24 protein-coding genes are annotated in these 25,595 nt (G+C 57.0%); 21 read left to right on the top strand and 3 right to left on the bottom strand.

Annotated features, from left to right (window positions below):
* The first annotated feature begins 235 nt into the window (after nt 1–235).
* From HKX44_RS09760 to HKX44_RS09720, 9 genes are all read left to right on the top strand, one after another.
* Nucleotides 236–1,507 carry an MFS transporter gene (locus tag HKX44_RS09760; protein WP_276151137.1) on the top strand — a complete coding sequence of 424 codons (1,272 nt, stop codon included), beginning with the start codon at nt 236–238 and terminating at the stop codon, nt 1,505–1,507.
* 115 nt (nt 1,508–1,622) lie between these two features.
* Nucleotides 1,623–2,699: a hypothetical protein gene (locus tag HKX44_RS09755; RefSeq protein ID WP_276151136.1), complete on the top strand. Its 1,077-nt coding sequence runs from the start codon at nt 1,623–1,625 to the stop codon at nt 2,697–2,699.
* A complete protein-coding gene (locus HKX44_RS09750) occupies nt 2,674–2,799 on the top strand; it encodes a hypothetical protein (RefSeq protein ID WP_276151135.1) in 126 nt (41 codons plus the stop codon). Before HKX44_RS09755 ends, HKX44_RS09750 begins: the two co-directional genes overlap by 26 nt.
* Nucleotides 2,799–3,920, top strand: a complete 1,122-nt coding sequence (locus HKX44_RS09745; RefSeq protein ID WP_276151134.1) for a hypothetical protein — start codon at nt 2,799–2,801, stop codon at nt 3,918–3,920. The genes HKX44_RS09750 and HKX44_RS09745 overlap by 1 nt, the downstream gene beginning before the upstream one ends.
* Nucleotides 3,921–3,995: 75 nt before the next feature.
* A complete protein-coding gene (locus tag HKX44_RS09740; RefSeq protein WP_276151133.1) occupies nt 3,996–5,933 on the top strand; it encodes an ATP-binding protein in 1,938 nt (645 codons plus the stop codon).
* Nucleotides 5,934–5,943: 10 nt separating this feature from the next.
* Nucleotides 5,944–6,858, top strand: coding sequence for a hypothetical protein (locus HKX44_RS09735; RefSeq protein WP_276151132.1), 915 nt, complete (start codon nt 5,944–5,946; stop codon nt 6,856–6,858).
* Nucleotides 6,855–8,231: a DUF6638 family protein gene (locus tag HKX44_RS09730; protein WP_276151131.1), complete on the top strand. Its 1,377-nt coding sequence runs from the start codon at nt 6,855–6,857 to the stop codon at nt 8,229–8,231. The genes HKX44_RS09735 and HKX44_RS09730 overlap by 4 nt, the downstream gene beginning before the upstream one ends.
* A complete protein-coding gene (locus HKX44_RS09725) occupies nt 8,228–8,494 on the top strand; it encodes a hypothetical protein (protein WP_276151130.1) in 267 nt (88 codons plus the stop codon). The genes HKX44_RS09730 and HKX44_RS09725 overlap by 4 nt, the downstream gene beginning before the upstream one ends.
* A gap of 15 nt (nt 8,495–8,509) precedes the next feature.
* Nucleotides 8,510–9,139 carry a DUF1523 family protein gene (locus HKX44_RS09720; protein ID WP_276151886.1) on the top strand — a complete coding sequence of 210 codons (630 nt, stop codon included), beginning with the start codon at nt 8,510–8,512 and terminating at the stop codon, nt 9,137–9,139.
* A gap of 7 nt (nt 9,140–9,146) precedes the next feature.
* Here HKX44_RS09720 and HKX44_RS09715 read toward each other — a convergent pair whose 3' ends face one another.
* Entirely contained in the window at nt 9,147–10,724 is a 1,578-nt protein-coding gene (locus HKX44_RS09715; RefSeq protein ID WP_276151129.1) for a DUF5928 domain-containing protein, read from the bottom strand.
* A 139-nt stretch (nt 10,725–10,863) separates the two neighbouring features.
* Between HKX44_RS09715 and HKX44_RS09710 the strand changes: the two genes are divergently transcribed.
* From HKX44_RS09710 to HKX44_RS09695, 4 genes are all read left to right on the top strand, one after another.
* Nucleotides 10,864–11,682: a sulfotransferase family protein gene (locus HKX44_RS09710; RefSeq protein WP_276151128.1), complete on the top strand. Its 819-nt coding sequence runs from the start codon at nt 10,864–10,866 to the stop codon at nt 11,680–11,682.
* A gap of 113 nt (nt 11,683–11,795) precedes the next feature.
* Complete coding sequence (gene smpB, locus HKX44_RS09705) at nt 11,796–12,284, top strand: SsrA-binding protein SmpB (protein ID WP_276151127.1); 489 nt, start codon at nt 11,796–11,798, stop codon at nt 12,282–12,284.
* Nucleotides 12,285–12,370: 86 nt separating this feature from the next.
* Nucleotides 12,371–13,225: a 3-mercaptopyruvate sulfurtransferase gene (gene sseA / locus HKX44_RS09700; protein ID WP_276151126.1), complete on the top strand. Its 855-nt coding sequence runs from the start codon at nt 12,371–12,373 to the stop codon at nt 13,223–13,225.
* Nucleotides 13,225–14,409, top strand: coding sequence for an amino acid aminotransferase (locus HKX44_RS09695; protein WP_276151125.1), 1,185 nt, complete (start codon nt 13,225–13,227; stop codon nt 14,407–14,409). The genes sseA and HKX44_RS09695 overlap by 1 nt, the downstream gene beginning before the upstream one ends.
* A gap of 101 nt (nt 14,410–14,510) precedes the next feature.
* Here the strand turns inward: HKX44_RS09695 and HKX44_RS09690 are convergent, their stop codons facing one another.
* A complete protein-coding gene (locus HKX44_RS09690) occupies nt 14,511–15,785 on the bottom strand; it encodes an ammonium transporter (protein ID WP_276151885.1) in 1,275 nt (424 codons plus the stop codon).
* A 75-nt stretch (nt 15,786–15,860) separates the two neighbouring features.
* On the bottom strand, nt 15,861–16,199 hold the full coding sequence (locus HKX44_RS09685; RefSeq protein WP_276151124.1) for a P-II family nitrogen regulator: 339 nt from the start codon (nt 16,197–16,199) through the stop codon (nt 15,861–15,863).
* Nucleotides 16,200–16,453: 254 nt separating this feature from the next.
* On the opposite strand from HKX44_RS09685, the gene HKX44_RS09680 reads away from it, so the two are divergent.
* The 8 genes from HKX44_RS09680 to HKX44_RS09645 all read left to right on the top strand — a co-directional run bounded on the left by HKX44_RS09680 (nt 16,454) and on the right by HKX44_RS09645 (nt 25,589).
* Entirely contained in the window at nt 16,454–18,661 is a 2,208-nt protein-coding gene (locus HKX44_RS09680; protein WP_276151123.1) for a PBP1A family penicillin-binding protein, read from the top strand.
* 127 nt (nt 18,662–18,788) lie between these two features.
* Nucleotides 18,789–20,522 carry a type I secretion system permease/ATPase gene (locus HKX44_RS09675; protein ID WP_276151122.1) on the top strand — a complete coding sequence of 578 codons (1,734 nt, stop codon included), beginning with the start codon at nt 18,789–18,791 and terminating at the stop codon, nt 20,520–20,522.
* Entirely contained in the window at nt 20,519–21,829 is a 1,311-nt protein-coding gene (locus tag HKX44_RS09670) for an HlyD family type I secretion periplasmic adaptor subunit (RefSeq protein ID WP_276151121.1), read from the top strand. The genes HKX44_RS09675 and HKX44_RS09670 overlap by 4 nt, the downstream gene beginning before the upstream one ends.
* 135 nt (nt 21,830–21,964) lie before the next feature.
* The gene (locus HKX44_RS09665; protein ID WP_276151120.1) at nt 21,965–22,423 is read left to right on the top strand and encodes a RidA family protein; all 459 of its coding nucleotides are present in this window, start codon (nt 21,965–21,967) and stop codon (nt 22,421–22,423) included.
* Nucleotides 22,420–23,181, top strand: coding sequence for a glycerophosphodiester phosphodiesterase family protein (locus HKX44_RS09660; RefSeq protein ID WP_276151119.1), 762 nt, complete (start codon nt 22,420–22,422; stop codon nt 23,179–23,181). The genes HKX44_RS09665 and HKX44_RS09660 overlap by 4 nt, the downstream gene beginning before the upstream one ends.
* Nucleotides 23,182–23,230: 49 nt before the next feature.
* The gene (locus HKX44_RS09655) at nt 23,231–24,418 is read left to right on the top strand and encodes a GNAT family N-acetyltransferase (protein WP_276151118.1); all 1,188 of its coding nucleotides are present in this window, start codon (nt 23,231–23,233) and stop codon (nt 24,416–24,418) included.
* A complete protein-coding gene (locus tag HKX44_RS09650) occupies nt 24,415–24,723 on the top strand; it encodes a 4a-hydroxytetrahydrobiopterin dehydratase (RefSeq protein ID WP_276151117.1) in 309 nt (102 codons plus the stop codon). The genes HKX44_RS09655 and HKX44_RS09650 overlap by 4 nt, the downstream gene beginning before the upstream one ends.
* 20 nt (nt 24,724–24,743) lie before the next feature.
* Nucleotides 24,744–25,589, top strand: a complete 846-nt coding sequence (locus HKX44_RS09645; RefSeq protein ID WP_276151884.1) for a mechanosensitive ion channel family protein — start codon at nt 24,744–24,746, stop codon at nt 25,587–25,589.
* Nucleotides 25,590–25,595: the final 6 nt, after the last annotated feature.

Here is a 25,595-nt window from a genome sequence, read left to right as displayed (position 1 = left end):
CGGGGTTGTCCAGTTCTACTTGGTCGCAATTCCGGCGCGGTCTGGCAGGCGCAAGGGCTGCTTGTGCTTCAGGATTTTGTGGTGCTGCTACAGGAAGGGCTGGACGTGGGAAGGGATGCCCGTGAAGGTAGCGCAAACAGTCGTGAACAGGCCTTATTCAAATGGGTCGTAATCAACGGGACAACCTGAAAGAGGCTCTGGCCGCGCAGGTTTGTAAAGCGAAACGGGGACAATTTTGGCACCGACGGAAGACGCTACAACGCAGGGCCATGCGGCGACAGGTGATGAACACGGTGCCTTGAAGCGCAACCTGACGCTTTATCCGTGGTTCAAGTTTGCCCAGAACCTGACCTTCTGGCAGGCGATCTGGTTCTTGTTGTTTCAGAATACGCTTTCGGCCGCGCAGGCCATCCTGCTCTATGCAATTTACGATGTGGCAACCACGGTGATGGAAGTGCCGTCAGGCTATATGTCGGACCGTCTGGGCCGTCGGCGCACATTGATTGCTGCGGCGTTTTTCGGGGCGCTGGGGGCGGCGTTGGTTGCAGTCGGATCGGGGTTTGCGGTTTTTGCATTGGCGCAGGTCTGTCTGGGTGTAAGTGCGGCGTTCAGTTCTGGCACAGACAGCGCGTTGTTGTATGAATCCCTGAAAGTGCAGGGCCGCGCCGCAGAGGTTGAAGCGCAGGAAACCAGAGGCTGGCAGGCTGCGTTGATCGGATTGGCCTTGTCGGCGATCACCGGTGGTGTTCTGGCCAGCTATCATCTGGGATGGGCATTTGTCGCTGGTGCCGTGGCGCAGGTGCTGGCCTTGATCATTGCGTGGCGTTTTGTCGAACCACTGCATGAGAGGGGCAGTGTGGGCAGTGCCGGCCTGTCTGGCCAATGGCGGCATTTTCGTCAGGCAATGGGTCGGCCGGTGTTGGTCTGGCTATTTATACTGTCGGTGTTGATGTACGGGTTCAGCCATGTGCCATTTATCTTTGGTCAGCCCTTTATTGCGCAGGCCCTTGAGGGGTTAACATGGTCGCCGCCTATTGTCAGCGGCACGGTCAGTGCGATGATGATGTTGGTGTCGGTTCTGGCGTCCTTGGTGGCGTTGAAGTTGCGCCGACGGATCGGGTTAAGTGCAATCCTGCTTTTGGCCTTCGGCATTCAGATTGGGCTGATCGGGGTGCTTTCCCTAACCGACTCTGCTTTGGCGATTGCGGTGTTGCTATTGCGCATGGTGCCGAATTCCTTTGCGCGGCCTTTTATTGTCGCGCGGATGCAACCTTTGTTGGATGATGCCGGGCGGGCGACGTATCTGTCACTACAAAGTTTTGTCGGGCGGTTGTTGCTCGCGGGTAGTTTGTTGTTTGCCTCGGCGCGGGTGCAGCAGGATACAGTGATGGTATATGCCGATATTCAGGTAACCCTGGGTGGATATGCGATTGCGGGGCTGGTGTTTCTTCTGGCGCTGTCCGCTCTGGCCCGCTGGGCGAAGCTGGAGGGCGGCTCTAAGGGTTAGCCCTTTTCAACTCTTTGGGGTTTTGCCACAGTTCAAGAAACTACATGGTAAGGTGATGTAAATCGCTGTTACATTGCATATATAAAGTTTAACAGTTTTAGAAAGGGAGTGTCGTATGTCGAATTTGGACGCACAGGTCAGGGAATCGCAGACACAGGTGGCCGCGGCCCAGAGCAAGATTGCCGAGCTGACCAGCCGGATCGAAACCGCCCGCGCCAAGATGAAAGCCGGCGATGATGTGATGATCGACATCGAGAATGCCACGCTTGAGGATGTTCATGCCCATACCGATGTGATGAACGCCAATATTGCTGAGCTGATCATGGGGCTGGACGATGTGACTGCCGGGTTCAGCCGCGATTTCGACGAGATGCGCAATAAGACCGGCTGGGAGAGCTTTGTCGGGATTTTCGCGAGCGCTAAATCGGATGCAATGCGGCAGGAACGGGTGCGGTCAGCGTCGATTGACGACAAGTTGCAAGATTTGATTTCCAAGTCGGATACAATTGTCCAATTGCTTGAAGGGCAGTTGGCGATGCTGGAAGAGCAAAAGATCAAGGTTGAGGACAACCTGACCGGCACGCTGGACGAGCGAGAATTTACGGTCGGTGAGTTGGAAACCATCCGCGCGGATTTGCAAGGTATGGACCCGACAATCATCAAGCTGGAAAATGCCATTGCTTCGGAAACGGACGCAGCCAAACGCACCAAGCTGGAGACCGAGCTTGCCGAGGCCAATACGAAGTATAACGCTTTGGTTCAGGAGGAGCAGGTCAAGCTGGCGAAGTCGCAAACGCTGGAGCGGTATATCGAGAAGGGCAAGACCTGGATCGACTCGCTGCAAAATCAGGCGGCCACGCAGATGGTGTTGATCAACAAGTTGCAGACAGACACGAAACAACGTGTTGTCCTGTATGATGCTTTGACCAAATCACTGAAGACGGCGCAGCAGCAGGACGTGGCGCATCGGATCAACGAGATTGGCGTGAAGACGGATCAAGAGGCCCAGTCGGCGATGGCGGGGATTGGTGCGGCAACAAATGCCCGCATGGCCGAGATGATGGAGAAGCACGAGGACCACATGGTATTTGCCCGTGAGGTGCTGGAGGCCAAGGCCAAGGCAGACGAGCGGTTTGCGCGGCGGTTTCAGGCGATTGTCGAGAAACATGACAGTAATCAGTATGGGGCGTGAAAGCGTGCGGCAATCCGGTGAGCTGCGCCCGACTGTTGTGACGCGCCGGCTGGCGGAGTTCGTCACCGGATTGCGCAGCAGTTGCGGCTGGATTGTCTGATGTCCGACCTTACCCATGACCACGTTGGCCTGTCCGACACATATGCCTCGCGGCGGTATTTCCGTAAGTTTGAGGGTATTATGCAGCATATGCTGGACGTGTCCGGCGTCATGCGGGCGGAGGGCAAGCTGAACGAGGACGAGGTGGCAATTCTAACGCGGTACGCCGTCAAGCTGACCCACAGCTTCAACGCGCTGGGTTTGAAATATCTTTTGGCAGGGCGCGAGACGGGGCGGTTCTTTGGTTCGTTGACGATGGACAATCGGGACAGCGGTTTTCCGGTGGCCGAAGAGTTGATGACCATGGCCAATGATGCACAGCAGGCGGTCACCCATCTGGAGGAGATGGCATCGGTTGAGGCGTTGAAGGACCAGATGGTCCAGACCATCCTGAGTGCGCGCAAGGTGCCGACCAAGTTACAATTCTCGCTGTCACAACGGCTCTACTATGAGGAGTTGGCCAAGGGTGATTTGTTCTGGGTGCAGAATGATGTGCAACCACAGTGGTTGGGAAACCTTGCTGAAGGGCGGCGGCAGTTTCGTCTGCATTGGGCGACATATGACAGTCAGGTGAACCTGCCGGTGATCTATATCATGGAGCTTGAGGATTCCGGCAAGGTCGGGTTGCCCAAGGACCAGCGGCGTTGGCCCGAGGTGCAGGCGCATCTGAGCGCGCAGGCGCTGGGCGGGTTGAAGTTGTTGACCATTGCCAAGGGATTTGACGAGGATTTCGACGACCTGCATCCCAAGCGGCTACGGCGGTTCCATCTGGGCCCGATGTATTCGCACAGCTACACCCGTCAGGCGGGCCCTTTGCGTGAGGTTCTGGCAGAGGCCAAGGCCCCGGCGGGGCAGGACTGGGCCTTGGTCTGGACCGAGGAAGAGTTGGTTTCGGATCGGGTGGTTGCGCAGAAATCGGGGTGGTTTTCGACCGTGGAGCGTGAAGTTTTCGCGCTGGATCCTTTTGCCGGACAGGGGCCGGACCTGGGGGCGACACGGCAGGAACGCAGCATCATTCTGCCGCAAAGGGTGTTTCAGGCGTTGGATGAAAAACAACCGGCCGGTTTCGCTTCGGTGCGCAAATTTGTGGTCAGCGGCGTGGGGCGTGTGTTGCAGTATTGAACGCCGGCGAGGGGCGCAGGGTTCGTGAGTGCGGACAGTATTTAAGGCCAAAAAGAGAATAGGATTGGAGCAGCGATGAGCCAGACATCAGACACCATGGAGTTGCGAGAAGAGGATATCGCGGCGCATGTCGTTGTCGCGCAGGCGTTGCTTGAAGGGTTTGATCATACGCCGCGCATTGGGGTGGCCGTGGGGGCGGCACCGGTCGAGCGGTCCTCTGGGATCGGCACGCGGCGGCGGTTCCGGTCTACCACACCGGGGTTGGTGACGCAGAGGCGGGTGGCATCCGGTGCGGTGTCCTTGATTGCGCGGGTTGAAGGGGCGGATGGCGATGATGCGTTGATGTCGCCGTTGCAGTCGACAGTCTTGCATGGGTTGCGCCGCGCGATTGCGATTGCATTGGCGGTGGCCGGGAATGTGGCGGAGCAATCGGGGCTGGGTGATCTTAAGCGGGCGAATTTGGAGGGGGCTTTGCCTGCCGCGCGCAAGGCGGAGTTTGGCGAGTTGCTGGCGGCGGAGGCCTTGGTCACGCTTTATGTGTTCGGCAATGCAACAGCCTATTTGATGTCGGCGCATTTGCCTGAGGTTTCCGTGGATGTGGGAGAGGTTGAGGAGGTGTTGCTGGACAATGGGCAGACCGCCTTGCATGGCGTGCTGTGGGAACTTGATCAGGATATCGCCGTAAGTGGCAAGGATGATGCGCATGTGGTGGCGACCGTGGCGGGTTTTGCCGAGAGCCTGATGGAGAAAGTGGCATTGCGTGCGCAGAATATGCCGCAGTTGGAAGGGTTCCGATCGACAAGCTGGCGGGTGGCGGCGGATGATTTTACTGTTTCCGGCTTTACCCCCGCCCATAAGGCCAAATCGACCACGCTGACCATGACGTTCAAGAAACCCAATGAGGTCGTGGGCAACCATATTGCCAAATATCAGGCAATGAAGCTGGCTAAGATGTTGATGGCTTATGACTTTGACCGTCGCATGAACCCCTTTGCGGAAATGGGCGGTTTCATATTTACGTTCATGGGCGACGGCGCGCCGGGGACGGGGAAAACCACGCTGATCCAAATGATGGCGGGGTTGATTTCAGAGTATTGTTCGAATGCCGGCTATCCGTTCCGCTATCAGAACCTCAGCACGGATAATATCGACAGTTATCAGGGCAAATCGGGGCAGAACGCGAAGGCGTTTATCAATAATATCATTGATCCGTCGGTGATCGGCTTTGGCACAATAGATGATATTGACCAGTTGGCGGGCAAGCGCGGCGACAGGCAGTCATCCGCCGGGCAGCTGGAGATTACCGCTGTGCTGATGGAATCGTTTGCCGGGGCGAATACCGTTGTGCGCGGCAATTGCACCTTCGGGATGTTCTCGAATTACCCGGAGAATGTCGACGATGCCTTGCGCCAGCGGGCGGGGGCGCGGTTCCTTGTGGATGGGCCGCAGACGCGGGAGGATTATGTGGATATCCTGTTCCTGCTGATGGGCAAAAACCACGATATTCCGCTGGGCGATCATCAGGTGTTCGAGGCGCAGATGATCAAAAAGGCGGTGGCGGCGTCGTTCGAGGGGCATTCAAAACCGCATGAGGCGGGGTTGTTGACGGTCTATGAGGCCGTGCGGGGCGAGATTGGGGAGTTGGACACGATCAACAAGCTGGGCACCTATCTGAAGGCCATTCAGGAGGCCGATCCGCGTTTCACGGGGCGGGCGATCAAGAACATCACGGACGCGGTCAAGGTGCGGGCGATGGACTTTGAATTGCCGGATGAATGGATGGAGGAGCCGGAGTTGTTCCTGTTCAAAGGGTACGATGAGAAGAAGGCGATGATTGAGGAGATGCGCCAAGAGATCACGGTGGAGATGGTGGTGCAGGAGATCAACCGCTATGCGGACAGCGAGTTCCGCTATGCGGATAAGTCGGATGAGGTGGCGATTGATAATGCGGTGCGGGATATGCAGCGGATGGAGGCTGCGAAGAAGCGGTATTTGTCGGGGGGTGAGGGGTGAGGCCATTAGATTGCTGAAATCGATTGCCCAAAGGTTATTTAGCTGGTTCGAGTATCAAATCAGGCTCGTAAATGCAGGAATGGCGCGCGGTAATCCCCTGTTTATAGGTATCGGGTCAACAAAGCTATTCTTGGCTTTTTTGACTCTTCTCGCGCTATTGCCGCAGAGAGAAGGTAGTGAGTGGTCATGGAGGCTTTGGTCATTTTTTTTGGCACCTTCAAATGAAATAGGCGACACTCTCGCCGGTATTGCAGGTGCGCTAGCATTCCTTTGGATTATTGTGACTGTTATGCTGCAAAGTAAGGAATTGGCTGCACAGCGCGAGGAGCTTCAACTTACCCGTAAAGAGTTTCGTAGAATGGCTGAAGCTCAAGACCAGCAAGTTGCGCTCTTAGTTGAACAAGGTAAGATTTTTTCGAAAGAGCAAAAGCAGAGAGAACAGGAAGTCTATCATGATGTACTTGACCAAAAGTTGGTTGGTATTTGGTATCAGATGACGTCGGTGCCACTTTCTTGGGTATCATGGGTTATTCCGGAGAGTTGCTACGAAGACATGGACTATGATGACCAAGCTAAACTTTTCAACCTGCCGGAAACAGATGACATTCATCGGGTTGAAAAATTGGAAACACCAGAGGAGCGGGATTCACGGCTAAGATTGCAAGCTCACTTTCTCGGGGAACTTGTCGGTACACTTGATCAATGTGCGGTCGAGATACCAAAGGACCGTCTGCCTGAGAAACCTACAGCCTTGGATTTTCTTATCCGCGATATTAAAAAATTGATCGATTTAGAGGAATTCCTAAGTGAAGCTCAAAAAGAGAGGCTAAGGAACCTGCTTATTATTGAGACCTATTTTCATCTCCAAACGATTTCCGAAACAAAAGAATGGTGGAGTTCCGAAGTGGAGGTCACGCACGCATGAACCGCCTCATCCGCCACGGCCTCATGTTTGGCAACCTGTTCCATGTCTCCTCGCCCGCGCTGGTCGAACGCTACAACCGCGCGCTCGAGCACCTGACCGGCAAACGCACCGACCTCACCGATTTCCACATCGACATTTCGGGCTATTCCCCCGAGGTAGGCGATGACCTGAACGACCACGCATATCTCAACCACCAAGGGGTGAACCGGCAGTTTATTCTGCTCAGCATGGAGCAACGCACAGCGCCTTTGCTCAACATGAAATTCTCGACCTCACGCGCGATCCTGCAAGACTTCATCGCCGAAAACGAGGCGCAGCTGTTTGCCCTGACGGCAAGGGATGCGGTGGCGGGGGAGTTGGTGAACTCGGTCTATGACGTGGCCACGCCGGCGCGGCTGTTTGACATCCGGCGGGTGGAGATTGAGGCGGATACGACGGCGGGCACGGTGAAGGACGCGGAAAAGCTGGGCGCGATGGTGGACCGGTTCAAGACAGAGTCTGACGGCTGGTTTGATGATGTGCTGATTGCCGAAATGATCACGCTGGCGGGGAAAACCGGGGATGTGGTGCGCAATCCGGTGCGGTTGAAACAGATGGGGTTTGACCAGCGCAACTTTTGGACGGCGCATTTCGGCGGGCTGTATGTGTTTCAGGATCTGGCCCATCCGGCGGTGATTGCGCCATCGGGCAAGGGGCATTTGGGTGATCTGCCGATCAAATATACCTTTGATGCGAAGGACCGGAACCAGATTGCAAAGTTTTTTGATTACAACAGGTTGACCGAAACCATTGTCGAGGGGCGGCGCGATCATGCTGCTGCGATCCTGCGCCAGAAGATGGATTTTATTCTGGTCGATGCGGTGGCCGATCAGGGCGGCGATCTGAGTGGGGCGACACGGGCGGACATGCGGCGGTTGGCGCGACGCTATCATGATGCGTTGCCGGAGGAGTTTCATGCCTTGGGGGCGCTGGTGCGCTGGGCAGAGAACGGCGGCAAATGGCCCCGTATCTCATCGGATCATCCGGCGTATTTCTACACGCTGCGGGCCAGCGATACCAAAGACGCGGCACTGGTGAATATGTTGCTGGCAGAGCTTGCGCCGAAAGATGCGCGCCAGATGTTCATCTGTCACAAGGCGTTGTTTTACGCGACCTATGCGCGCTGGCCCGAGACCAAAAAGGCATACGTTGTGGATTTCCTTGTGGCCGAGTATCAGGTGGACAAGGCGGGCGCGCGCGATACGCTTTTCGGCCATGACGCCCCGATGGCAGAGCCGGAGCCCAGACGCGCCACCCCGGCCAGACGTGGTGGGCCGGATCGTGATCTGATTGCACGGGTTGGCCCTTGGGGTGCGGTAAGGAGGAACAGATGATCGGGTTTATCCGGCTTTTTGGGATGCTGTTTATCGCGTTGACGGTGATCTATGTGTCGCTGTCGTTTTATTCCCGTGCGGTGCGCAAATCGAAGCTGAAGAAGAAGTGGCACGCGGGCAAGCAGCTGGTGGATCGAGATACCTTTGTGCAGCGGGGGCTGGAACGCTATGATGGTTCGATCCGGCGCAAGCTGATCTTGCTGGTCTATGTGGTGCCCGTGATGGTGATTGCAGTGATCATCTATCTGACGAATTTTACCTAAGAGAGTGTGGCGATGTTGACGATGATCAAATGGGTTTTCTGGGGCACGATCTGGGTGCTGGTGATTGCGGTGTTTCATTATACCCTGCCGCAGGTGGATATCGTGCGGGTGACGGACACCTATGAGAAACGGATTGATCCGGGCGAGAATTCACTGTTCTGGGCACAGGCGGATATCGGGTCTGATGGCACGGTGGCGAACCGCGATGTGTTCTTTATCCAGACGCGGCGTGCCAAAGGGGATGTGATGGTCTACCGCAACGAGGATACCGGTTGGGGCTGGCCGCCCTATTTCAAATTCGACACGTCGAACCTGCAGGCCGAGGCGGCAGATGCCAAAACCACCGCCGGTGCCGCACAGTATTATGCGTTGAAGCATTACGGCTGGCGCAACGAGTTCTTTACGATCTTCCCGAATGCGGTTTCGATCCGCCCGGTATCTGGCCCGGATGCATCCAAGGGTATCCCATTCCTCAATATCTTTATCATTACGCTGTTTGCGGCGATTGCATGGGCGATCTGGGTGCGCTGGCGGCGGTTCCGCATGGCGCGGATTGATCCGACCCTTGAGGCGATCGAGGATGATATGGCAGAAAAGTCGGGTGCCATGCGGCGCTGGCTGGGCACGTGGAAGAAAAAGGCCTGAGGCGGCTTCAATCCGCGAACAGGTAGTCCGTCTTGGCGATTTCCTGCGCAGTCTCAACCGGGAGCGCAAGAAACGCGCCTAACGCCTCGGTGTTCTTTTCGATGTCTGCCCCCTCGCGCATGCGGGACAGGTTTTCGAAATTGGCGTCGCGAATGCGGTCGCTCTCGAACATCATGTCGTTGCGTATGGTTGGCAAGAGCCGCTCAAGCGTATCTGCTGAGGTCTGGTCCCCTGCCAACCCGACACGCATGGCGTGGCCGGTCAGGTAATCGTCGCTGAACTGACATTCGATTTCCATAATGCGGGTCACCGACCGGTCGGCGGCAAAATCGTTCAACAGATCAAGATTGGCCGGGTCCATACAGATGATCATCTTGTCTGTTTCGAAATAGTCAAACAGCATCCGCATCAAGGCGCGCCTGTGACGATGCCGTTTTTCCAGCGTGTTCTGGATGCCGCCAAGATCAGGCAGCGGCGTGTCCTCTTCGTTGAACAGATATTCAATGGCGGGCACATTGGTAACTTGCCGAATGCGGTCCAGCACCCGTTTGGCCACGTGCCATTTTTTGCAGACCACGATCAACAGCTCGCGCTCCCGGCCTAGCGTGCTTTCGGTTTCCCAGAAACGGGTTGCAAACCGCCGGCCATTGCGGCCTCTGCCGGACAGAAATTGGAACAGGCTGCGTCCTTCGTTGCTGATCTGGAATTGCACACCCTGCGCCACATAGAGCAAGCCGAGCCGGCGCTTGAGGTCCTGTGCTTCGGGGCTGATTTTGCGGGCGAACAGGTAATCCTGAGACAGCAAAAGATCATAGTGGTCGTTATAGAAAGTGACCGGCATACCGTAGTCAGTGAACATCAGGAAGGTGAGCGTGCGCGACCTGATTTCATGGCCCGGTACCAGATGGCGTACAAGTGTCTGGAAAAAGGTCTCATCGGGAATCCAGGTGGTGCGAAAGAAGCGTGCGACATCACGGCGCTCTTTGACGAATTCCAGTACCGCCTCGATGGTGCGCCGGCGCAGACACCACCATTGTGACCCGATCATGATCTGCAAATCTTCGGGAATTTTGCGGTGCAGGCCGAGACGTTTCTGCGTTTCGAAAAGGAAGTAGAACAGCCGTTTGTGTTCGCGTTCGTTGACAAAGTGGCGATAGATCAGGCGTTCTTCCTTCCAGCCGGTCTTGATCCAGTCGCTTTCGAAATAGTCGAAGCTTTCGATAAAATCGGCATCGTTGTCATCAAGGAACCCGTGGGTGTATTCGGCGGATTTGATTGCCATGCAATCCCCCGAAAGCATATAAAAATGCGAGGCGCGCGGGAAGTCATCAACCGCGGACTGAACTGCATTCAGCGTCGCTTGCACCAGTGACCATTCGCCCCAGCCGCATTTGATCCGTTTTTTCGCAAAGGTGACGTTGGGGTTGTCGGCCAGCGCCTGCTTGATCTGTTTGAAGTGGGCCGGATTGGCCGAGGCATCAAAGTGGATCGACATATAGTCCCCGACCGCAGTCAAGCGTTCGGCTTGCCGAATGACGGCCTCCGGGTCTTTGTGACACAATAATATATAGGCGATTTTTGCCATACCGGAGACGATGTGCCCTTTTGACTTTGATTGTTTCGTTGATAAGGGTGAAGAGAGATTGAATAAACACCATTAATTTGCTTTTTTAAGCCAAGACGGATCTGTTGTAAAAACAGTCACATGAGCAGAGGACGCGCATATGGGATTTCCCGGCACCTGGATGACAGAGAGCGAGAGCGTGGTGTACCGCGTTGTGCCAAAGTGCGCCTGTTCGACCATCGGCCAGATCATGTTCTATTCGGATCATGGCGCGTTCTTTGATGGTGACATCCATGACGCGCAATCAGGGATGCACAAATGGGCGCTTGAGCCGTCACAACTGCCGATCACCGCGAATGTCACCAATCATGCCTCTTATTCCTTTACCTGTGTGCGCAACCCCTACACGCGCATCCTGTCGTCGTTCTTTGACAAAATTTGTGGCATTCAGCGCAACGGCAAACGGTATCGCGGCAATCTTGTTCCTTTGCTGATCCAGAAATACGGTATCGAGGTGGGCGGTGAAGACGGCAAGCAGGAGTTCGACCAGATCAAGAGCTTCCGCCGGTTCTTGCTGTTTGCCCGTGACACCATCCGCTGGCGTCGGCCAATGGATCCAGACATCCATTGGTCTGCAATGTCGGGCCATGTCAGCACCTTCATCGTGAACGGGGGGCGCTATGACAAAATTCTGTGGACCGAAAAGTTCAACGATGGGATGCAAGACGTCCTGAACTCGATCAAGACACCCAATGCTGTGAACATCGAAGATATCCCGCGCTTTAACGAAAGCGAAGGGCATGGGCCCAAACGCGCGCATCCGGTTGAGGATTATTTTGACGACCTGTCGATCCATTTGGTGCGGGAAATTTACAAACGCGACTTTGATCTGTTCAAGTATGATTTCGACAATCCGGGCAACAAGATGCCTATCGGCGAGATTGATCTGGACGAGGTACATGCCAAACTGGGCGACTGATGCGGCTTGATCTGCGCTGACTGCGCCGCTTTCCCGCATGTTTTTAACCGAGTTTCAGCCTGCACCACCTCTGTGACTTGCACGCGGGGCGGTGGCGTCCTACATCCGGTGTCATGGCCCAGGTAAAATCATCATCCAAGTCAGACCCGAACTATAAGGTCATCGCCGAAAATCGCCGCGCGCGGTATGATTACGCGATCGAGGATGATATTGAATGCGGTATCATTCTTGAGGGGTCCGAAGTGAAGTCCCTGCGCATGGGCGGATCAAACATCGCTGAAAGCTATGCGGCGGTGGAAGATGGTGAGCTGTGGTTGGTCAACTCCTATATCGCGCCTTACAAGCAGGCCAAGACCTTTGGTCACGAGGAGCGCCGCCGGCGCAAGATGTTGGTCAGTCGCAAGCAATTGGCCGATCTGTGGAGCGCGACACAGCGCAAGGGCATGACGTTGGTGCCGCTGGTGATGTACTTCAATCATCGGGGCATGGCGAAGGTCAAGATCGGCATCGCCAAGGGTAAACAGAACCACGACAAACGTGAATCCTCGGCCAAACGTGACTGGGCGCGGCAAAAGTCGCGTCTGTTGAAGGACAACAGCTAGGGCGGAGCGTTTCGCACCGCATCTACCTTGCGAGTCACAGCTGGCGGCGGTAGTCAGGATTAACTTCCAGACGCAAAGGCCAGAGTATGACTGATGATCCCAAAACACTTGTTTCAACTGGATGGCTGGCCAAACACCTGAAAGACCCCGATCTGCGGGTTCTGGATGCATCTTGGTATTTGCCTGATGCAGGGCGCGACCCAAAGGCGGAATATGACGCGGCGCATATCCCCGGCGCGCGGTTCTTTGATATTGACGATATTTCGGATGGCCGGTCTGACCTGCCCCATATGGCACCACCAGTTGAAAAATTCATGTCCCGTATGCGCGCGATGGGTGTCGGTGACGGACATCAGGTTGTGGTTTATGATGGTGCCGGTCTGATTTCCGCCGCCCGGGTTTGGTGGCTGTTCAAGTTGATGGGACAGGACAACATCGCCGTGTTGGACGGTGGCCTGCCCAAATGGGTCGCCGAAGGCAACGCAACCGAGGATATGCCGCCGGTGCCGCGGGACCGTCATATGACGGTGCGGGTGCAAAACCACCTGGTGCGCGATGTTACACAGGTGGCCCATGCGTCAAAGCTTGGTGATCCGCAGATTGTCGATGCCCGTTCAGCAGAGCGGTTTCGCGGCGATGCACCCGAACCCCGCGAGGGGCTGCGCGCCGGCCACATTCCGAAATCACGTAATGTGCATTTCGAGACCCTGCTGAATGCAGATAAGACAATGAAAACCCCCGACGAAACCCGCGCGATCTTCGAGGCGGCAGGCGTGGATCTGTCAAAGCCGGTGATTACCAGCTGCGGATCGGGCGTGACGGCGGCAATTCTTGCGCTGGCACTGGAACGGATGGGCCATACTGATTGGTCCCTTTATGACGGATCATGGTCGGAATGGGGCATGTTCCCCACCGTGCCTGTGGCAACTGGAGAAGCCTGATGTTTGAAACACTGCAATCGCAACCCGCCGACAAAATTCTTGCCTTGATGCAGATGTACAAGGAAGACACGCGCACAACCAAAGTGGATTTGGGCGTAGGTGTCTATAAGGACGCAACTGGTTTGACGCCAGTAATGCGCGCGGTCAAAGCTGCCGAACAGCAAATCTGGCAGTCGCAGGACACCAAAGTTTATACCGGTCTTGCGGGTGATCCGGCCTTTGCCGATGCGATGGTTTCGCTGGTGTTGGGGGATGCGGTGCCGCGGGCAACTGTGGCGGCGGCGGCAACCCCCGGCGGGACGGGTGCAGTGCGTCAGGCATTTGAGCTGGTGCGCATGGCCAAGCCTGATGCGCGGGTGTTTGTGTCTGATCCGACATGGCCGAACCACCTGTCGATCCTGAAATATCTGGACATTGAAATCGTCCCTTACCGTTACTTCGATGATGAAACGCGCGGCGTGGATTTCGACGGGATGATGGCCGACCTGAAGACCGCCCATGCGGGGGATGTGATCCTGTTGCACGGCTGCTGTCACAACCCGACGGGTGCGAACCTGAACGCGGCCCAGTGGGACGAGGTGATCAAGCTTTTGCAGGACACCGGTGCAACGCCAATGATCGACATTGCCTATCAGGGGTTTGGCGACGGTTTGGATGCGGACGCCGAAGCGACCCGCAAGCTGGTTGCCGCCGTGCCCGAATGTCTGATTGCGGCAAGCTGTTCCAAGAACTTTGGCATTTACCGCGAACGCACCGGGTTGCTGATGGCGATCGCGGCCGACCCGGCGGCACATGCGCTTAATCAGGCGACGCTGGCGTTTTTGAACCGCCAGAACTTTAGCTTTCCACCGGATCACGGGGCGCGCATTGTCACCACCATTCTGAATGATGATGCGCTGCGGGCTGACTGGATGGCAGAGCTGGAAGAGGTGCGCGGTGCCATGCTGGGTCTGCGCACGCAGTTGGCCGGCGAGTTGCAGCGTCTGTCCGGTTCTGATCGGTTTGGTTTTCTTGCGCAGCACCGCGGCATGTTCTCGCGGCTGGGCACCACGCCGGAGAAGGTTGAAGAGCTGCGGGTCAAACACGGGATTTACATGGTTGGCGACAGCCGGATGAATATCGCCGGGTTGAACACTCAAAGCGTGCCGGTTCTGGCGGCTGCAATTATCGACGTGGGTATCTGAACCTGACAAGCGCGGCAGGCTGGCGCATTTCGGCGACTTCCCCGCTATATGAGTGAAAAGCCCGGGCGATCACCCGGGCTTTTTACGTTTCTGAAGGGGGGTCAGCTCTTGGAAAACTCAGGATAGGCTTCCATGCCCAGTTCAGTCATATCCAACCCGTTGATTTCGGCCTCTTCGCTAACCCTGATGCCCGTGACCGCCTTGAGGGCCAGCCAGACGGCACCAGAGGCCACGAAGACAAAGACACCAACGATCAGGATCGAATAAAGCTGTGTGCCAAGCGAGGCCTCGGGGTTGGTCAGAACCACCGCAATTGTGCCCCAGATGCCGCCAAAGAGATGCACAGGGATCGCACCGACAACATCGTCGATCTTGAGCTTATCAAGGAACGGCACGGTAAAGACCACGATCACACCGCCGATACCACCGATCAGCGTCGCCATTCCAAGGCTTGGTGTCAATGGCTCGGCTGTGATGGACACAAGGCCCGCCAGCGCACCGTTCAGAACCATCGTAAGGTCGGGCTTTTTGTAAAGCAGCTGCGTCAGAACCAGCGCCACAAAAGCACCACCGGCAGCGCCGGCATTGGTATTGGCGAAGATGCGCGACACGTCAGCGATGTCGCCGACTGACCCCATGGCCAACTGCGAACCACCGTTAAAGCCGAACCAGCCAAGCCACAGGATGAACATACCCAAGGTGGCCAGCGCAAGGTTTGAGCCGGGCATCGGGTTCACGCGACCGTCTTTGTATTTACCGATACGTGGCCCAAGGATCAGCGCGCCTGCCAAGGCAGCCCAGCCGCCAACGGAATGCACAACAGTTGAGCCGGCAAAATCGAGGAAGCCCATTTCATCCAGAAAGCCGCCGCCCCATTTCCACGAAGCCTGCAAAGGATAGATGATGCCGGTCAGGATCACGACGAAGATCAGGAAGGGCCACAGTTTGATCCGTTCAGCCAAGGCACCCGATACGATCGAAGCAGTGGCGGCACAAAACATCAGCTGAAAGAAAAAGTCGGATCCCGTCGAGGCATATTCGCCATCGTCCGCACCGGCCAAATCAATGCCCACCGCTTCCAGAACGCCGACGCCGAACACGCCCGACAGCACCCCTTCAATGGACCAGGTGCCCAAAGGGTACATCAGGTTATAGCCAAAAGCCCAATAGGCGATGGTTGCCAGTGAAAACAGGCCGACGTTCTTGGTCATTTGCATGGTGACGTTTTTGGAACGCACCAATCCGCCTTCTAACATGCAAAAGCCGGCGGCCATAAAGAACACCAGAAAGCCGCCGATCAAGAACAGCAATGTGTTCATGATCCAGACCATTTCTGCCGTTACCGCAGCGGTCTCTGCGTCTTGTGCCAAGCCCATCTGCGGCAGGGTGATTGCCGCCCCGGTGAGAAGTAGTTTTTTCGACAATGTCATTTCTTAATATCCTTCTTGAGCTTAAAGCGCGTCGTCGCCGGTTTCACCGGTACGCACGCGCATTGCCTGTTCCACGTCGATGACAAAGAGTTTGCCGTCCCCGATTTTGCCGGTCTGTGCGGTGCTTGAAATCACCTCCACGATCTGGTCCGCGATGGCATCGGCGACGACCAGTTCCAGTTTGACCTTGGGCACAAAGTTCACGACGTATTCCGCGCCGCGGTAAATTTCGGTGTGGCCGGACTGTGCGCCGAATCCCTTAACTTCTGTCACCATCAGCCCGCGTACGCCCGCGTCAGTCAGTGCCTCGCGCACCTCCTCCAGCTTGAATGGTTTGATTGTTGCAATGATGAGTTTCACTGATGATCTCTCTTTCGATAGGCAGGGTAGTCCTGCATTGTGCAACTGCAGAAACTTTCATTTTGGAGAAGGAAGGAAGGTTTTCCGTGGGATTTTAGGGGGTAAGATCGGAAAATTTGCGTATTATTTAGTCGTTCGATTAAAGTTGCTCAAAAAATGGTCGTCATATTGATCGTTTCGATGGCGCTAGTGCTAAACATTCCCGGCAAAGCGGGATAAGGTTTCAAAAAAAGAGCAGTCCGGCAGGCAGAGTTATGAGTGACACACCCAAGCGCAAGCGTCCTTTGGTGGCGGATAAACGGTATCCGTCAAAGGCCAAGCCCGCGGCCAAAAAATCTGCGAAGAAGCCCACGAAAAAGCCCGCCCCTGCACGGCGCAAGGCGGCCCCCAAGCGGGCAAAGCGTGGCGGCATTTCGGGCTTTCTTATGGCCGTTGTGTCATGGGTGTTGCGCCTGATCTGGAAGATCACTTGGCGGCTGACAGCGGTGGTCTGTCTCGTGTTGGCGCTGGCCGTGGGCTATTTCTACACGACGCTGCCCCCGCTTGAGGCCTTGTTGGACGGGCGGGCAAGCGGGTCGGTGACGATGCTTGACCGCAATGGCGTGGTATTTGCCCGGCGTGGCGACCAGTTTGGCGGGGTGGTCACGGCAAACTCTGTTTCGCCACATCTGAAACATGCGGTCATCGCGACCGAAGATAAACGGTTCTACCGCCATTTCGGTGTCAGCCCGCGCGGCATTGCCTCTGCTGTGCGCATTAACCTGTCCGAAGGGCGCGGGCCCCTGTCCGGGCACGGCGGGTCGACCATCACCCAACAGGTGGCCAAATTGATTTGTCTGGGCGAACCCTATGATCCGTCCAAGGGGATCTCTGAAAAGCAATACGAGGCCGACTGTCGCAGGGGATCAATCCGTCGCAAGGCGAAAGAGGCGCTGTTTTCGATGGCGATGGAGGCGAAGTATTCCAAGGACGATATCCTGTCGATCTACCTCAACCGTGCCTATATGGGCGGTGGTGCCTATGGTGCCGAAGCGGCGGCACAGCGGTTCTTTAGCAAATCTGCCGCCCGCTTGGGGCCGGCAGAAAGTGCGATGCTGGCCGGGTTGCTGACGGCACCGACGACGTTGTCACCCACCAACAACCTTGACCGCTCACAGAACCGGGCCGCCACGGTGATCCGTTTGATGCAAGAGCAGGGATATCTGACGAAAGCCGAAGCGGCGGATGCACAGGCAAATCCCGCCCAGCTTTCTGCCGAGGCGGAAAAGCAGGTGGGCGGGTATTTTGCCGATTGGATGATCTCAGAGATTCCCGACTTTATCCGTTCGACAACCTCGGACATGCAGATCACCACAACATTGGATCAGCGCATTCAACTGGCCGCCGAAGAGGGGCTGAAATGGGTGTTCGACAACAAGGTTCGCCAGGGCTCCAAGGCGCAGGCGGCGATTGTGATCATGTCTGCTGACGGCGCGGTGCGGGCGATGGTGGGAGGGCGCAAAACAAAAGTGTCCGGGGTGTTCAACCGCGCCACCCAAGCTTTGCGTCAGACAGGATCGGCCTTCAAACCCTTTGTCTATGCTGCGGCTCTTGATTTGGGGTATTCGCCCAATGATCTGATTGAAGATGCGCCCTATTGTCAGAATATCCCCGGATCTGGCGAATGGTGCCCGCGCAACTATACAAACACATTCAAGGGGATCGTGACGCTTACTGAATCGCTAAAGGACTCGTTGAACATTCCTGCGGTCAAGATTTCCGAAAGCGTTGGTCGCGAGTTGGTCAGTCGGGTTGCCTCGCAGTTTGGCATCCAAAGCGATCTGGCTGCTGGTCCGGCGCTGGCGCTTGGGGCTTCTGAAAGTACGCTGATTGAGATGACAGGCGCCTATGCCGGTATCCTGAATGGGGGATCATCTGTCACGCCTTACGGGTTGGTCGAGCTTTCCTTGAAAGGCGATCCAGAGCCGCTGATGGGGCGCGGGGGCGGTATCGGTGAACGGGTCATTCAGGAAGGTGCCGCGCGCCAGTTGGTCTATATGATGGAGAAGGTGATTTCGGAGGGGACTGGCAAACGGGCGCAGTTTGACGGGCGTGAACTGGCGGGCAAGACCGGCACAACCTCGGCGGCAAAAGATGCGTGGTTTATCGGGTTCTCTGCCGATTACGTCGCGGGCGTCTGGATGGGCTATGATGACAATACCCCGCTCAAGGGTGTCACGGGTGGGGGCCTGCCGACGGATATCTGGCGCGAGGCGATGATCCGGATTCACGCGGGTCTGCCGCAGAACCCTCTGCCGATGTCAGCACCTGTCCCGCTGAGCGGGATGGGGGAAACCGGGCCTGAACCGGCCCCGCAACCGCGACGTGACGAGGGTACCATTATTGATCAGGTCCTGCGCGACATCTTTGGTGGTGGTTCTGGTGGCGGTGGTGCTGGCGAACAGACCGGCGGCAACCGCTGAATATTGTGTTAACCTTGTTATGCGGCGCTTTGCTTATCGAAAGCCGATGTTAAGTTAAGCCTGATCTATATCCGCCTCGCATCGGTTTGCCTGTCCCGGCGTATCGGTAACAGGAGCAGTGGATATTATGATCGGGCAAAAGGCCCTTCGCGGACATGAAGAGCTGCGGACCATCCGGCAACGCAGTCGCGGGTTATTTTGGGCTGTCGGTGTGTTCAGTCTGTTTGCCAACCTGCTGATGCTGACCGGCCCCATGTACATGTTGCAGGTTTATGACCGTGTCTTAGGATCGGGGTCGGTTGAAACGCTGGTGGCCCTGTCGCTGCTGGTGGCATTTTTGTTTGCGGCGATGGCCGTATTTGATGCGGTGCGGGCGCGGATCATGACCCGGATCGGATTGCGGTTTCAACGTGATCTGGACGATCGGGTGTTTGATGCTGTCGCGCGAAAATGTGCAGTCAGTCCAGACACCGAGGCGCGCGCCGGGTTTGCCCATCTTGATGCTGTGCAGCGCCTGCTGGCTGCACCCGTGGTCATTGCGGGATTTGATTTGCCATGGACAGTGATCTTTTTCGGGGCAATTTTTGTGTTCCACCCTTATCTGGGGGTGCTGGCAGTGGCGGGGGCGGCCTTGTTGGTCACAATCACCATCGCCAACCAGCTGCTTTCAAAACGGGCGCAGGCCGCTGCGGGGCGTTTTGCACAGCAGGCCGATAGCATTGCGGAGCAGGTGATGTCAGAGGCGGAAACCGTTGAGGCCATGGGTATGCGTGGCGGTGCCCTTGCGCATTGGAAACAGCGGCGCAACGTGGCGCAATCCGAACAAATGCAGGCCATTGACGTTGGTGGTGGCTTTTCCGCGATAACCCGCACCCTGCGATTGTTCTTGCAATCCGCGATGCTGGGCACGGGGGCTTGGCTGGTGTTGAACAACCAGATGACGCCAGGCGGGATGATGGCGGGGTCGATTTTGTTGGGGCGCGCTCTGTCACCGATTGAAACCCTTGTCCATCAATGGCCGGTGGTGCAGCAGGGGGTTCAGGGCTGGCATCATCTGGCGGGTTTGCTGGCGGCTGTCCCGGTTGAGGAGGCGCGCCTGTCCTTACCAGAGCCGGCGGCGCGGCTGACGGTGAACGCCTTGACTGTGGTGCCGCCCGGTGATCGCAAGGCGGTCCTCAAGGCGGTCGGTTTTCAGGTTGCGCCGGGGCAAGCCGTGGGTGTGATTGGCCCGTCAGGGACTGGCAAGTCCAGTTTGGCACGGGCATTGACGGGTGTCTGGCGGCCCGCGGGCGGTGACATCCGGTTGGACGGGGCGACCTTGGATCAATACGGCGCGGTGCGGCTGGGATGTCACATCGGGTATCTGCCGCAACGCATCCAGCTGTTTGACGGCACGGTGGCGCAAAATATCGCGCGTCTTGCGCCAGCCCCTGACGAGGCCAAGGTGGTGGCCGCCGCCAGACGTGCGGCTGCGCATGATATGATCCTTGACCTGCCACAAGGCTATGACACGGTGGTCAGGGGCGGGGTGTTGCGCCTGTCCGGGGGACAGATGCAGCGGATAGCACTGGCCCGCGCGCTCTATGATGATCCGGTTGTCTTGGTATTGGATGAACCAAATGCCAACTTGGACAACGCTGGATCGCAGGCCCTGAACGAGGCAATCAAGGGCGTGAAAGCGCGGGGTGGCGCGGTGTTGATCATGGCGCACCGGCCCTCGGCCATTCAGGAATGCGAAATGCTGCTGGTTCTGGACAAAGGTGTGCGAGTGGCCTTTGGCCCGAAAGATGAAGTGCTGTCCAGCATGGTAAAGAACGTGGAGGCAATCCAGCGCCCCCGGAAAGCGGCGGGCATCACGTGAGCAAGGATGAATTGCCAGGCTTGTCGGCGCGCCGGCCCGTTTTGACCGGCATGGTCACAATCGGGGTGTTGCTTGCGGGTCTGTTTTATTGGGCAATGAGTGCAACAATTACCGGAGCGGTGATTGCCCGGGGTACCATTGAGGTCGAAAGACACCGCCAGATCGTGCAGCATCCGAGCGGCGGTGTGGCGGCTGCCGTGCATGTGCAAGACGGTCAGCTGGTCACCCAGGGCGACATCATGGTGGTACTGGACACCCGTCGACAACAGCGGGAACTTGCTTTTGCACAGGCCCAGTTGTTTGAACATGTGGCGCGTCAGAACCGCTTGAGGTCAGAGCAGGCGGGACACCAGACGATCGTTTTCGATCCCTGGTTGCTTGCGCAGGGTCTGGATGATCCGGCCCTCATGGCCCTGTTGGAAGGACAGCGCGCCTTGTTTCAGGCAAGCCTGCGTACCATTGCCATCGAAAGAACCAAGCTGGAGAACCGCAAGCAACAGATCGCTGCTCAGCTCACTGGCATCGCGGCGCAAAAGCAGGCCGTGCTGCGCCAGCTTGATCTGATTGCGCAAGAACTGACGACACAGCGCGCCTTGCGCACCCGCAAACTGACCTCCGCCGGTTCTGTCATCGCGCTTGAGCGGCAGGAGGCCAATTTAAACGGTACATTGGGCGAGGTAACTGCCAATCAGGCCGCAGCCCGGCAGCGGCTTGTTGAAACCGACCTTGAATTAGGGCGACTGGTGTTGCGTCATCTGGAAAAAGGGGCGGCAACGGCGCGTGATCTGGATGCCCCGGTCCGGCAATACCGGCGTGATATCCGCGCATTGGCTGATGAAATTGCGCAGGCGCGTATCCGGGCACCGGTCTCCGGCGTTGTTTACGGGCTGACCCTGCACAGCGCGCAGGCCGTTCTGCGCCCGGCTGAACCGCTGCTTTATCTCATTCCGCAGGATAGGCCGCTGATTGTCGCCATGCAGGTGGCGCCACAGCAGATTGATCAGGTGCGCCTTGGGCAACATGTCAAGCTTAGGCTGTCGGCGCTGGACCAACGCCTGACACCCGAAGTGCAGGGGCGGATTTCGCGACTTTCGGCTGATGCGATTATCGACGAGGGCGGCGGACCGACCTTTTACCGCGCCGAGGTGGTCCTGCCCGCCGCCGCGCTGGAACAACTGCCCAAAGGTGTGCGGTTGCTGCCCGGTATGCCGGTCGAGGCGTTTATCCGCACGGGCGAGCGTTCGCCGATGGCCTATATGATCAAGCCGGTGGCAGATTATTTTGCCCGCGCGTTGCGTGAAAGCTAGGTGCGAGCCTGGGTTGCACCCACAGACAGGGCGATATCCGACGTAAAGATGGTAAAGAACAATCCGGTTCTGGGGTTTTGGTTTTTGTCCATCGGGGGTAGCGTCCGGCGCAACATATTTGCAAAGGACAAAACCATGAGCATCACCGACCGCCTGACCGAAATGGGTGTGACCCTGCCAGACGCACCAGCCCCTGCCGCGAACTATGTGCCCTTCGTTCAAGTTGGCAATCTGGTCTATGTTTCAGGGCAGATTTCCAGCGGGCCGGACGGGTTGATTCTGGGCAAGTTGGGTGATGGCCTGACGGTAGAGGACGGTGCCACTGCAGCGAAATACTGCGCGATCAGTTTGCTGGCTCAGGTCAAAGCGGCCTGTGGCGGTGACATTGAACGCCTTGTGCGGGTGGTCAAGCTGACCGGTTTTGTGAATTCGACACCGGATTTCACCGATCAACCCAAAGTCGTCAATGGCTGTTCGGATTTTCTGGGAGAGGTCTTGGGGGAGAGGGGGCAGCACGCGCGTGCCGCGGTTTCTGCGCCGTCGCTGCCCTTGGGGGTGGCGGTAGAAATTGACGGTATCTTTGAAATCGCATGACCCTTTCACGTTCGTTTTTCGACGTTCCTCTTGCGCATCGGGCCTTGCATGATGTGAACGAGGGGCGCCCCGAGAACAGCCGCGCGGCGATCCGTACGGCGATTGCTGCAGGCTATGGCATCGAAATCGATGTCCAGCTAAGCGCCGATGGTGCGGCAATGGTGTTTCATGATTATGCGCTGGATCGGTTGACGGGACAGACCGGACCGGTGCGTCTGCAACAGGCAAAAGCACTGGCGGAAATCCCGCTGAAAGGCGGGGATGAGGGGATTCCGGATCTGCCCGAAGTGCTTGGGATTGTTGCGGGGCAGGTGCCGCTGTTGATCGAGCTGAAGGATCAGGATGGCGGGATGGGCCCGGATATCGGTGTTCTGGAACAGGCAACAGCAGATGCGCTGGCGGGGTATCAAGGGCCGTTGGCGGTGATGTCGTTCAATCCCCACTCGGTCGCACGTATGGCAGAGCTGTTGCCTGAGGTGGCGCGCGGGATCGTGACCAGCGCCTATCGGTACAACGATTGGCCGCTGCCGCGGGATACCTGCGACCGCCTGCGGGAAATCCCGGATTACGCCCGCACGCAGTCCTGTTTCATCAGCCATGAAGTCGACGACCTTTCAGCGCCTCGTGTTGCCGAACTTAAGCAGCAGGGGGCAATGATCTGTTGCTGGACGGTGCGCAGTGCCGCGCAAGAGGCCGTGGCGCGCAAAGTGGCGGATAATATCACGTTCGAGGGGTATGTTGCGGCGTTTGGCGCTTGAATCATCCGTCTTGCGCCACAAGTAGAGGAGCAGACAAAGAGGGCCGCAAATGAGTGCGCAAAGCATCGAAATCAGGTTGATCGGCGACATCGCCGAAATTGGCCAAGCCGATTGGGATGCCTGCGCCTGCCCGGAAGTGGCGGATGGCGGTCCACCACATGATCCCTTTACGACCTTCAGGTTCCTGTCCGCGCTTGAGGAAAGTGGTAGTGTCGGACCGGGCACAGGCTGGCAACAACAGCACCTTGCGGCTTTCATTGACGGGCATCTGATTGCCGTCGCACCGCTTTATGCCAAGATGCATTCGCAGGGTGAATATGTCTTTGATCACAATTGGGCTCATGCATTCGAACGGGCAGGCGGCACTTATTACCCCAAGCTGCAAGTCGCAGTACCGCACACGCCTGCCACAGGCCGACGGTTCCTGACCCGTCCGGGTTTTGAGGGTGTTGGCCGCCAAGCCTTGATGCAGGGCGCGGTGCAGGTGACGCAAAATAACAACCTGTCTTCAGCGCATGTGACCTTTTGCACGCAGGAAGAGGCACGGATTGGCGGAGAAATGGGGCTGATGGTCCGCAAGGGGCAGCAGTTTCACTGGCGCAATAACGGCTATGCGGATTTTGGCGGCTTTCTGGCCAGTCTCAACGCGCGCAAACGCAAGAACATTCGCAAGGAGCGTGCGCAAGCGCAGGGGTTTGGCGGGCATATCCACCAGTTTAGCGGTGAAGATATCCAGCCCGAACATTGGGATGCGTTCTGGCAGTTTTATCAGGACACCGGTTCCCGCAAATGGGGCACCCCTTATCTGACACGTGCGTTCTTTGATATCGCACAGGAATCCCTGCGCGAGGACATGGTGTTGGTACTGGCCGAAAAGAACGGGCGGTGGATCGCCGGTGCGTTGAACTTCATTGGCCGGGATACGCTCTTTGGCCGGTATTGGGGCTGTGTCGAACACCATCCATTCTTGCATTTCGAACTGTGTTACTATCAAGCCATCGACATCGCGATTGCCAGAGGGCTGGGCACCGTCGAAGCAGGGGCACAGGGCGAACACAAACTGGCGCGGGGATATTTGCCGACGGCGACATGGTCGTTGCATTGGATGCGCGACGCGGGTTTCGCGCGGGCGGTTGGGGATTACCTGCAAGCCGAGCGCGACGCAGTTGATCAGGAAATCGAGATTTTGACAGAATACGGGCCATTCAAACGCGCCCGGGTTGAGGAACAGGAATGACAGAGAAATTAAGCGAAGAGACACGGCATACGGTTCTGAAACCGTTGTTCGATACTGGTTGGTCGATGGTGGAAGGGCGCGATGCGATCCATAAAACCTTTGTATTCGGCAGTTTCGTCGAGGCCTTTGGCTGGATGACCCAAGTCGCCATATGGGCGGAGAAATGGGACCACCATCCGGAGTGGTGCAATGTTTACAAGACCGTGGATGTGACACTGACCACCCATGATGTGGACGGGTTAAGCGCGTTGGATGCCAAACTGGCGCGCAAAATGGATGGGTTGATCCATGGGGGTGGTTCCTGATGGATGAGGTGCAAAATACGATGGATTCCGTACTGACAACAGAGTTATGGCAAGGCAAATCCCTTTCTGACCTGCTGACGCTTGAGTTTTTGGCCAGCGCCGCCGGCTCTCTTTTGGGGGCGATTGCGATCCTTTTGCTGGGCTGGCTTGTCTCGGCATGGCTGCAACGGCGGGTGTCGAATTTGGGCCGCAAGAACAAGCATCTGGATGAAATGCTGTTCGATTTTCTGGCGTCGATCGTGCGCTATGTCGTCCTGGGCTTTACGCTGCTGTTTGTCCTCAACACTTTCGGGGTACAGACGACCTCGGTTGTGGCCGTTATCGGTGCTGCTGGTCTGGCGATTGGTCTGGCCTTGCAGGGTACCTTGTCAAACGTGGCCGCTGGGGTGATGTTGATCCTGTTCCGTCCGATCAAGATCGGTGATTTCGTCGAGGTCGCTGACGAGATGGGCACCGTTAAACAGATCAATCTGAATTTTACCGAACTGGCGGACCTCAGCAATGTGCAGGTGATTGTGCCCAACTCTGAAGTTTGGGGAAACGTGATCACTAACTACTCCACCAACGACAGGCGGCGTGCCGAATGGACCTTTGGTGTCGGTTACGGGGCCAACCTTAAGGATGCAGAAACCATCATCCGTGACACGATCATGGCTGACAATCGGGCTCATGCCGAACCGGCACCGTTCATTCAGGTGACCAATCTGGGCGACAGTTCGGTTGATTTTCTGGTGCGGGTCTGGTGCGATGCCAGTGAGTATTTCGCCTTTCGCGCGGACATGACCCGTCAGGTCAAAGAGGCGCTGGATGCCGGTGGGGTGGATATTCCGTTCCCGACACGGACCATGATTCAGGCAACCGGATAGGTTGGC

Origin of the sequence: Sulfitobacter sp. M05, from assembly GCF_029285175.1 — a bacterium.
Taxonomy (GTDB): Bacteria; Pseudomonadota; Alphaproteobacteria; order Rhodobacterales; family Rhodobacteraceae; genus Sulfitobacter.
This window is presented reverse-complemented; position numbering and strand designations above follow the sequence as displayed.

Coding starts and splice junctions, on each gene's coding strand:
- HKX44_RS09680 (WP_276151123.1), top strand. CDS start 16,454: ATGAGTGACACACCCAAGCGCAAGCGTCCTTTGGTGGCGGATAAACGG.
- HKX44_RS09675 (WP_276151122.1), top strand. CDS start 18,789: ATGATCGGGCAAAAGGCCCTTCGCGGACATGAAGAGCTGCGGACCATC.
- HKX44_RS09665 (WP_276151120.1), top strand. CDS start 21,965: ATGAGCATCACCGACCGCCTGACCGAAATGGGTGTGACCCTGCCAGAC.
- HKX44_RS09715 (WP_276151129.1), bottom strand. CDS start 10,724: ATGGCAAAAATCGCCTATATATTATTGTGTCACAAAGACCCGGAGGCC.
- HKX44_RS09740 (WP_276151133.1), top strand. CDS start 3,996: ATGAGCCAGACATCAGACACCATGGAGTTGCGAGAAGAGGATATCGCG.
- HKX44_RS09695 (WP_276151125.1), top strand. CDS start 13,225: ATGTTTGAAACACTGCAATCGCAACCCGCCGACAAAATTCTTGCCTTG.
- HKX44_RS09710 (WP_276151128.1), top strand. CDS start 10,864: ATGGGATTTCCCGGCACCTGGATGACAGAGAGCGAGAGCGTGGTGTAC.
- HKX44_RS09645 (WP_276151884.1), top strand. CDS start 24,744: ATGGATTCCGTACTGACAACAGAGTTATGGCAAGGCAAATCCCTTTCT.
- HKX44_RS09655 (WP_276151118.1), top strand. CDS start 23,231: ATGAGTGCGCAAAGCATCGAAATCAGGTTGATCGGCGACATCGCCGAA.
- HKX44_RS09730 (WP_276151131.1), top strand. CDS start 6,855: ATGAACCGCCTCATCCGCCACGGCCTCATGTTTGGCAACCTGTTCCAT.
- HKX44_RS09725 (WP_276151130.1), top strand. CDS start 8,228: ATGATCGGGTTTATCCGGCTTTTTGGGATGCTGTTTATCGCGTTGACG.
- HKX44_RS09690 (WP_276151885.1), bottom strand. CDS start 15,785: ATGGGCTTGGCACAAGACGCAGAGACCGCTGCGGTAACGGCAGAAATG.
- HKX44_RS09755 (WP_276151136.1), top strand. CDS start 1,623: ATGTCGAATTTGGACGCACAGGTCAGGGAATCGCAGACACAGGTGGCC.
- smpB (WP_276151127.1), top strand. CDS start 11,796: ATGGCCCAGGTAAAATCATCATCCAAGTCAGACCCGAACTATAAGGTC.
- HKX44_RS09745 (WP_276151134.1), top strand. CDS start 2,799: ATGTCCGACCTTACCCATGACCACGTTGGCCTGTCCGACACATATGCC.
- HKX44_RS09650 (WP_276151117.1), top strand. CDS start 24,415: ATGACAGAGAAATTAAGCGAAGAGACACGGCATACGGTTCTGAAACCG.
- sseA (WP_276151126.1), top strand. CDS start 12,371: ATGACTGATGATCCCAAAACACTTGTTTCAACTGGATGGCTGGCCAAA.
- HKX44_RS09750 (WP_276151135.1), top strand. CDS start 2,674: ATGACAGTAATCAGTATGGGGCGTGAAAGCGTGCGGCAATCCGGTGAG.
- HKX44_RS09660 (WP_276151119.1), top strand. CDS start 22,420: ATGACCCTTTCACGTTCGTTTTTCGACGTTCCTCTTGCGCATCGGGCC.